Genomic DNA, 9,124 nt, shown 5'->3' on the forward strand with positions numbered 1-9,124 from the left:
GCTTATCACTGGGGCATATTGGATAGAGAGATTTTCTTGGCCATTTGGATTGTACTTGCGTTAATCTTAGGTGTTTATTTATTGGGAAAAATCAAATTTTCTCACGATAGTGATCTTCCCTATGTTTCTGTGACTAGATTATTTATTGCAACAGCAACTTTCGTATTTGCATTATATTTAGTGCCAGGACTATTCGGCGCACCTTTAAAAGGGGTAAGCGCATTGGTGCCGCCTTTGTCAACCCAGGATTTTGTAATCGGACAAGATAGTGGTGGTGGCGCCAGTCAAGCCAATACTCCTAGCCACCCAAAGCGGAAATATTCAGAATTCCTGCACATTCCGCATAATATTGATGGATTTTTTGATTACCAGGAAGCGTTGGCTTATGCAAAGGAGGTAAAAAAACCGTTATTCCTTGATTTTACAGGCCACGGCTGTGTAAATTGCCGCGAAATGGAGGCAAGAGTTTGGTCTGACCCGAGAGTGCTTAAAAAATTGAAAGAAGACTATATTGTTGTGTCGCTTTACACGGATGATAAAACTGATTTACCAGTTGCTGAACAATTTGATTCTAAAATTTTAGGCACAAAAGTGAATACAGTCGGTAAAAAATTTAAACATTTGCAGGCCGAAAGATTTAATACCATTTCGCAACCATATTATGTACTTTTGGGTACTGATGAAAAAGAATTAGTTTCGCCTCCTATCGGAGTAGAATTTAATATAGATAAATATTTGCAATATCTGGACAATGGATTATCAGAATTTGCCAAGAAACAAACAAATGAATAAGATTAAGAATATTGGTGTTTTAACCTCTGGCGGAGATTCGCCAGGCATGAATGCCGCAATCAGGGCTGTAGTAAGGGCCTCAATTTATTATGATATTGAAGTAACCGGGTTTATCCGTGGGTACGAAGGGTTGATCAACAATGATTTTATCCCTATGGACCGCAAATCTGTAGCAAATATTATCCAGCGCGGAGGAACCATTTTAAAAACCGCACGCAGCGAAGCTTTTAAAACCGTTGAGGGCAGAAAAACAGCTTACGAAAACCTAAAAGCCAATGGAATTGATGCMTTGGTTGTAATTGGTGGTGACGGAACATTTACAGGCGCAAATATTTTTTCAAAAGAGTTCGATTTCCCAATTGTTGGTTTGCCTGGCACTATTGATAACGATTTAGCCGGAACAGATTTTACCATTGGTTACGACTCTGCCATTAATACTGTTATCGATGCGGTGGATAGGATCAGAGATACAGCCGAATCGCACGACAGGCTTTTTATAGTGGAGGTAATGGGCCGCGACTCCGGGTTAATTGCTTTAAGAAGTGGAATTGGTGTTGGTGCCGAAGCCATTATGATTCCGGAAGCAAACATGAATGCAAACGACATTTTGCATAAACTGGAGCATAGCCRTAAAGATAAAGCCTCGAAAATTATTATCGTTGCTGAAGGTGATGATACCGGTGGCGCATTTAAGGTTGGCGAAATTCTGCAGGAAAARTACCCGCATTACGATACTAAAGTTTCAGTTTTAGGGCACATTCAGCGTGGTGGAAAACCGACCTGTATGGATCGTGTGCTGGCGAGCCGCTTAGGTGTTGCTGCTGTAGAGGGTTTAATTAATGGCGAAAGCGGTGTTATGGCTGGCCAGATTAACCGTGAAATTGTTTTTACTCCTTTTGATCATGCCATTAAACACATTAATGCAGAAAAAGTGAGCTCTAAATGGCTTAAATTAATCGATATACTTTCGTTTTAATCGAAAAACAGGATATAAAAAGAAAAGTCTTTCCCGCACCGGAAAGACTTTCTTGTTTTTGCTTAGTTTTCGCAATAAGCAAATTTCTTAATCTTCTAAAATTACAGCTGTACCATTGGCGCTCACCATTAACATGCTGCCACCGCTGCCTACCGTTTCATAATCTAAATCTACACCAACAATTGCGTTTGCGCCTAATGCGGCTGCATACTGTTGCATTTCGTTAACTGCTGTATCTTTTCCCTCTCGTAAAACGCGTTCATAAGAGCTCGATCTGCCCCCTACTATATCTGTTATGCCAGCAAATAAATCTTTAAAAATATTTGCGCCAATAATTGTTTCTCCAGTAACAAGACCTATATATTTTACGATTTTTCTGCCCTCAACTGAAGGCGTTGTGGTTACTAACATAGTTTCAGTTTTAATAATTAGAACAATTTTTTTTAGAAATGTTACATTTTTTTTGAAAAGCCCATTTTATATTTCTAAAAGAGTTTTTTTACTTCCAAAACCAAAAAAAGATGAAGCTTCGAAAATAAATTTATGTAATTACCAATGGTTTTGCATCACTATTTAAAATTACCATTATGAGACCATCTAAAACCTTACTCACCCTTCCCCTATTATTGGCCATATTTTTTGTTCAGGCGCAAATGCCTGTTTTAAAGGTGCAGCAAGCCGAAACCAGCGAGCAAAAAGATGCTGTTAAACTTAAAAAGTTAAATATTGATGTGCAGATTACCGGAAATATTGCTAAAACGGTAATGACGATGACCTTCCACAATAACAGTAACCGAATTTTAGAGGGCGAATTAACATTCCCTATGCCCGAAGGAGTAAGCATTAGCCGTTATGCTTTAGATATAAACGGAAAGATGCGTGAGGCTGTTCCGGTAGAAAAAGCGAAAGCAACGGAGGTTTTCGAAAGTATTGAACGCCGTAGGATAGATCCGGGCTTGTTGGAAAAAGTTGAAGGAAATAATTTCCGTACCAGGATTTATCCCCTACCTGCAAATGGCAATAGAACCATAACTGTAGGTTATGAAGAAGAGTTAAGTTTTAATAATAAGAATGTTTTAAAATATCATTTGCCATTAGATTATAACCAGGCCATTGAAAAATTTTCGTTAAAAACTACCGTTTTTGAAAGTATCATAAAACCAGAACTTGGTGAACAGCCAGACGGCAGCTTTGACTTAAAAGCCAATGGAAATACCTATGTTGGACAGATCGATAAAACCAACTATCAGCCTAAAAATGGTTTGACTATTAATCTTCCAAAGAGAAATGATCTGACAGAAGTGCAAATGCAAAAAGCATCAACAGGTTATTATTTTCTGGTTAATGTTTTTCCTAAAACTGAAAGCCGTCAAAAGCAGTGGGCTAACCAAATTGGTTTAATCTGGGATACATCTTTAAGTGGTCTGCAGCGCAATACCGAGAAGGAAATAGAACTGCTGGATTTAATCATCAGGCAAAAACAAAATTTAACCATCCAGTTAGGCTTGGTTAATAATGGTTTTAAAAACGCAGGCACTTTTGTCATCTCAAATGGTAACTGGACACAGTTAAAAGATAAACTGAAGAATCTAGTGTATGATGGGGGAACAAATTTCAGCGCCATAAACACTAAAAGCCTGCAGGCCGACGAATATATTTTATTTACTGATGGACTTTCGACATTCGGAAAAAATACGGTTAGCTTAAATAAACCGGTTCATTGTATCAACACAGCGTTTAAAGCTGATTATAGCACCTTGAAATTTATCAGTATGAAAACCGGCGGACAATTTGTAAACCTCAATTCCACCTCGGTTGCTGAGGCTTTTAAACAATTGAATCAGCAAAACCTTCAGTTTTTAGGGATTAAAAATGGAGTAGATGTAAGGCAGACTTATCCTTCAATGAAAGTAACCGTAAACGGGCATTTTTCGCTGGCCGGTATTATGAATGCGTTTAATACGGAATTTACGTTGCAGTTTGGTTTTGGAAATACTGTTGTTTCAGAACAGGTTGTTCGGTTAAATGCTACGGAGCATACTTTGAGCAGTATTGATGTTAGCCGCGTTTGGGCACAGAAGAAAATTACTGAAATGGACATTCAATATGAGGATAATAAGGATGATATTAGTGTTTTGAGTAAACAGTTTGGCATCGTTACCCGTAATACCAGCCTCATCGTGTTAGAAAATCTTGATGATTACCTGCGTTATGATATTGTGCCTCCTGTTGAATTGCAACAGGCCTACAATGCGGCTTTAAAGCAGCGCAGAACAGCAATTCTGGAACGTAAGCAGGATTTAATCAATGCTGCGATAGCAATGACCAAAGAACTGAAAACCTGGTGGAATACCGATTTCTACTATAAAGAACCAGGAAAGAGGGAAGAGAGATATCCTGATCCAGGGCAAAGGGATGTAAATGGAGATCCCACAGGCAATATTGCAATTTCTGATCCAGTTGGCGAAGGAAGAAGAAGCGCGCTTGTTGCTGAGCAAGTACGCGAGAGAAGAAGAGCAGAATCGGCAAGTCAGATGAGAATGCCAGCTGCGGCTGCGAAGCAGGAATTGGCCACTAGCGAAAACAACGCCCTTAATGAAGTTGTGGTCGTGGGATACGGTACTCAGCGAAAATCATCCGTTACAGGCTCAGCAGTAACCGTTAGTGGAAAAGATTTACAACGAGGTTCATCAAATGAAATAATGAGTCTGTTGCAGGGAAAATTAGCGGGGCTTAATATTACACGATCCACAGGAACGGTAGAAACCCAGCCCGCCATCGTTATCCCCGAATTTAAAAGTGATAAAGATTATATGAAAAACCTGGTTGGAAAACCAGACAGTGCTTATCCGGCTTATTTGAAAATGCGCTCGAAATACATTTCAACACCAATGTTTTATTTTGATGTGGCCAATTGGTTTTATCAGCAGAAAGATAGTGTTAAGGCACTCACCATTTTAAGTAATATTGCCGATCTGGACCTCGAAAATGCCGATTTATATAAAACTTTGGCCTATAAATTAAAGCAGACCGGAAATTATAAAGATGAACTTTTTATTACGCAGAAGGTTTTGCAATGGAGGCCTATGGATGCGCAGAGTTACCGCGATTATGCTTTGGCACTAGCAGATAATGGGCAATACCAGGCTGCGCTTGATCATTTATATAAGGTACTTACCCAAAGTTATAACAGTCAGATTGCCGATCGAGATCAAGGAATCGAGGAGATTGTGATATCCGAAATCAATAACCTGATTGCAAAACATAACAATAGCTTAAGTACCAAAGGGATTGATAAAAGGTTAATCCAGCCTTTGCCAGTAGATGTGCGCGTGGTGCTCAACTGGAATAAGAATGATACTGATATCGATCTATGGCTAACCGACCCAACTGGTGAAAAAGGATTTTATGGAAATTCGAGAACAAAAATAGGTGGCAGGATCAGCAACGATTTTACATCAGGTTATGGCCCTGAACAATTTATGATTAAAAAAGCAATAAAGGGAAAATATAAAATCGAAGTTAACTATTACGGTGATAGGCAGATTAACATTAGCGGACCAACAACCGTAACTGCCGAGATTTATACCCGATATGCCACAGGTAAACAACAAAGAAAAGTAATTGTATTGCCTATGGCGGCTGGAAGTAGCGGCGGAAACCTGGTAGGCGAATTTAATTTTTAGGATTATATTAACTAATTGCATTCATGGGCGTCGACTTAAGTCGACCCCTATGATTAATATTATAGTAATAACCCCGCTACCTCCTCCCAGGTATTTACACGTTCATATTCGGTTACAAGCAAATTATGTGGCGATGTAAATAATAAAGGGCGACCAGCAAAATTGACAAAGTTTTTAGTGCGGTCGTCAATTATAATATCAACATTCACAATTTTATTTCCGCAGAACATAATGTGCTGCCAGTCGATGAAAGGAAAATGCTCGGTCATCCAATCGTACTTATCAATCAATGAATTTCGGAACTCCATCGCCGCCGAAACAATATAAACATCATATTTCTCTTGTAAGGCCTTAATTACGCGTTGACTATCTTCGATAACTTCAAGATCTCGGAAAAAACCAGGTTCATTTATATATTCGAACCATTTCTGGTTAATCTCTTGCGGGACATGGTGATAGATTTCGTTTCCGGCATCAATTTTTAAATCTAAAGGAACGTTAAAATCCCGGTTATATAGTTTAATAAATTTTCCAAGGGCATCGGCAATTACCTCGTCCATATCAATCGCAATTCTTTCCATTTGTACCTGCAAATATTTCGGCGCAAATATCCTGAAAACAAAGAAATTAAACTATGTTTTTAATTTACAGTATTTTAGTTATCTTTGCAGCCCCGCAGCATGAAGCTCCGGGAACTATGTTGAATACATAAATACAAAAAGAAATGGCAACTAAAATCAGATTGCAAAGATTCGGTAAAAAAGGAAAACCTTTTTTCCACGTTGTGGTAGCAGATTCTCGCTCTCCACGTGATGGTAAATTTATTGAGCGTTTAGGTTCTTACAACCCAAACACCAATCCTGCAACCATCGAAATTAACTTCGAAAAAACTTTAGCTTGGGTTAACAGTGGTGCACAACCAACTGATACTGCTCGTGCCATCCTTTCTTACAAAGGTGTTTTGTACAAAAAACACTTAGAAGGTGGTGTTAAAAAAGGAGCTTTAACTCAAGAACAGGCAGATGAAAAATTTGCAGCTTGGTTAGATGCTAAAGCAGGTAAAATTTCTGGTAAATCAGAAGGTTTAGCTACTTCTAAAGCGGATGCGCGTAAAGCGGCATTAGCAGCAGAAGCTAAGAAAAAAGAAGATAAAGCAGCAGCTATCGCAGCTAAAAATGCACCAGTTGCAGAAGAAGTTGTTGAAGAAGAGGTTACTGAAGAAGCACCAGCTGTTGAAGCTGAAGCAACTGAAGAGGCTCCTGCAGCAGAAGCTACTAAAGAAGAAGGAGCAGAATAATTTTAATTATTTTGTCTCATAAAATAGCGTTCCGAATTTCGGAACGCTATTTTTTTAACTAAAAATGTCATCCTGAGGCACGAAGGATCTGTCCCATCATTAGCAGATCCTTCGTGCCTCAGGATGACAAATACAATTATATGAAACACGAAGAAGCATTTTATATTGGTTACGTTACTAAAACGAGGGGTTTAAAGGGAGAAGTTCAGGTATTTTTCGAATTTGACGAGTACGAACAGCTCGAATTTGATGTGGTATTTGCCGATATGAATGGTAAGCTTGTTCCCTATTTTGTGGCTTCGGCAAAACTGCAGGCCAATAAAACAGGCTATTTTAACTTTGATGATGCTGATCATATTGATAAAGTGCAGCCGCTATTAAAAAAGAAATTATACCTGCCCCTATCGCAAATGCCCGAACGCGAAGAAGGAGAATTTTTCTATACCGATTTTAAAGGCTATTTAGCAATAGATGAAACCTTGGGCGAATTGGGCGAGATTTTGGAAGTAAACGAATATCCGCAACAATTTGTGGCTACAGTGATATATAAAGAAACCGAAATCCTGTTCCCGTTAAATGAAGATTTTATTGTAGAATACGACGAGGATGAAAAAACATTAAACCTCGATCTGCCAGAGGGTTTACTAGATATTTATCTGGAAAACTAAAAATCAAAAACATTTACGTGTTTTACTATTGCTAAGCCTGTTTTGTAAAAAAAGCAATCTTTTAATAAAATATTCTAGATATATTAAAATACTTAATTCAGGTTTCCAGGCGGACAATCAGTACGATCGAATCAGGAAGTGTGTTCCTTTAACCGTATTGGCGCTAAAAATGGCCCGGGTTTTTGATAAGCCTGTTGAGGAAATATTTGAACTGGAGGAGGGCGATTAACAGATAATGTTTTTTAAGAAAAAATTGTTAATTTGGATCTCATACTAACCAAAATTAACATGCTCAAAAGAATATCAAAAATTGCAGTAATTTTCCTTACAGCGCTAACCATCTTTTCTTGTAAAACCGTACAACAGGCTAATTTAAAAGAAATCAAACCATTTGTTGGCATCTGGAACGATACTACTAACCCAGGAAGTAAGATTGTTTTTAAAGCGGATGGAAGTTTTTACAATATCGCCAATGAAGGTGGTGTACAGATCATCACGCATAGCGGTACATTTAAAATTTTGTCAAACAACATGTATGTGCTAAATATTTCGGATGCAAGGGCCGATGCTACTTACGATCTTAAAGGCAGGCAATATGCAAACTATTACACCTTAAGTAATGACAAAAAAACAATGAAAGTAAGCGGTGTTGTTGACGGACGGAACGGTAGAAAGCCGTTGCAATGGGCGAGCGATCTGATAAAGGTTAATACGCTGGATTAATATTTACCACAATGAATTTCTATAAGAGCCAAAATTGATACTGAGTATAGCAAAATTCTCCTTCAGGCTATAGACTTCAGACTAAAGGCTTACCTTTGCACCATGCGTTTCGATATTATAACAGTTTTACCCGCTTTATTAGAAAGTCCGTTTGCTCATTCTATTTTGCAACGTGCACAAAAAAAAGGCATAGCCGAAATTGTTGTGCATAACCTGAGGGATTATGCAACCAACAAACAGAAAAGTGTTGATGATTACCAATATGGCGGAGGGAGCGGTATGGTAATGAGTATTGAGCCTTTTGCGGCCTGTATCGAAAAGCTTCAGTCAGAAAGAGAATATGATGAAATTATTTTCATGAGTCCCGATGGTGTTACTTTAAACCAGAGCACGGCCAATGAATTATCTATTAAAAAGAATATCATTATTTTGTGTGGACACTACAAAGGCATAGATCAGCGTATACGCGATATCTTTGTTACCAGGGAGATATCAGTTGGTGATTATGTTTTAAGCGGTGGCGAGCTTCCTGCAGCGATTGTGGTAGATGCTGTTGTGCGTTTAATCCCGGGTGTTTTAAATGATGAAACTTCTGCCCTATCTGATAGTTTTCAGGGAGAACTGCTTGATGCTCCTGTTTATACCCGCCCGGCAGACTGGCGTGGACATAAAGTGCCCGATGTTTTATTAAGCGGTCATGAAGCTAAGGTGAACGAATGGAGGCATGAACAAGCATTGGAGCGAACTAAAATCCGCCGTCCTGACCTTTTAGAATAAAATTTCCTTGTAAATTATAAAGGTAAATTCTATTTTAGGAGAAACGCTTCTAGTTCCTGATAATATGCCCAAACAGATCGTTATTTGTGATGACCATTTACTTTTTTTAAACGGCATTTCCGAATTGCTTAAAAATACCGGGAAGAACTACGGCATTTTTAAATTCAGCGATGTACATTCTTGCCGAAACCATTTAATGCATAAC

9 protein-coding genes are annotated in these 9,124 nt (G+C 38.5%); 7 read left to right on the top strand and 2 right to left on the bottom strand.

Annotation, left to right across the window (positions count from 1 at the left end):
• A partial coding sequence (locus AC1DPQ_RS09245; RefSeq protein ID WP_477608936.1) for a thioredoxin family protein occupies positions 1 to 792 on the top strand: 792 nt, incomplete at its 5' end.
• Positions 785 to 1,768, top strand: a complete 984-nt coding sequence (pfkA, locus tag AC1DPQ_RS09250) for a 6-phosphofructokinase (protein ID WP_477608938.1) — start codon at positions 785 to 787, stop codon at positions 1,766 to 1,768. The genes AC1DPQ_RS09245 and pfkA, both read left to right, overlap by 8 nt.
• An 87-nt stretch (positions 1,769 to 1,855) precedes the next feature.
• Here pfkA and AC1DPQ_RS09255 read toward each other — a convergent pair whose 3' ends face one another.
• A complete protein-coding gene (locus AC1DPQ_RS09255; RefSeq protein WP_029274899.1) occupies positions 1,856 to 2,179 on the bottom strand; it encodes a heavy metal-binding domain-containing protein in 324 nt (107 codons plus the stop codon).
• A 176-nt stretch (positions 2,180 to 2,355) separates the two neighbouring features.
• On the opposite strand from AC1DPQ_RS09255, the gene AC1DPQ_RS09260 reads away from it, so the two are divergent.
• The gene (locus tag AC1DPQ_RS09260; protein WP_477608940.1) at positions 2,356 to 5,454 is read left to right on the top strand and encodes a VIT domain-containing protein; all 3,099 of its coding nucleotides are present in this window, start codon (positions 2,356 to 2,358) and stop codon (positions 5,452 to 5,454) included.
• Positions 5,455 to 5,513: 59 nt separating this feature from the next.
• Here the strand turns inward: AC1DPQ_RS09260 and AC1DPQ_RS09265 are convergent, their stop codons facing one another.
• Positions 5,514 to 6,035 carry a 5' nucleotidase, NT5C type gene (locus AC1DPQ_RS09265; RefSeq protein ID WP_477608942.1) on the bottom strand — a complete coding sequence of 174 codons (522 nt, stop codon included), beginning with the start codon at positions 6,033 to 6,035 and terminating at the stop codon, positions 5,514 to 5,516.
• A 143-nt stretch (positions 6,036 to 6,178) separates the two neighbouring features.
• Between AC1DPQ_RS09265 and AC1DPQ_RS09270 the strand changes: the two genes are divergently transcribed.
• From AC1DPQ_RS09270 to trmD, 4 genes are all read left to right on the top strand, one after another.
• A complete protein-coding gene (locus tag AC1DPQ_RS09270) occupies positions 6,179 to 6,751 on the top strand; it encodes a 30S ribosomal protein S16 (RefSeq protein WP_029274896.1) in 573 nt (190 codons plus the stop codon).
• A gap of 140 nt (positions 6,752 to 6,891) precedes the next feature.
• On the top strand, positions 6,892 to 7,419 hold the full coding sequence (gene rimM / locus AC1DPQ_RS09275; protein ID WP_477580951.1) for a ribosome maturation factor RimM: 528 nt from the start codon (positions 6,892 to 6,894) through the stop codon (positions 7,417 to 7,419).
• A gap of 288 nt (positions 7,420 to 7,707) precedes the next feature.
• Positions 7,708 to 8,142, top strand: a complete 435-nt coding sequence (locus AC1DPQ_RS09280; RefSeq protein ID WP_477580953.1) for a hypothetical protein — start codon at positions 7,708 to 7,710, stop codon at positions 8,140 to 8,142.
• 102 nt (positions 8,143 to 8,244) lie between these two features.
• Positions 8,245 to 8,919: a tRNA (guanosine(37)-N1)-methyltransferase TrmD gene (gene trmD / locus AC1DPQ_RS09285; RefSeq protein WP_477580954.1), complete on the top strand. Its 675-nt coding sequence runs from the start codon at positions 8,245 to 8,247 to the stop codon at positions 8,917 to 8,919.
• The last annotated feature ends 205 nt before the right edge of the window (positions 8,920 to 9,124 follow it).

This window comes from Pedobacter sp. 01T416_2 (assembly GCF_056398925.1).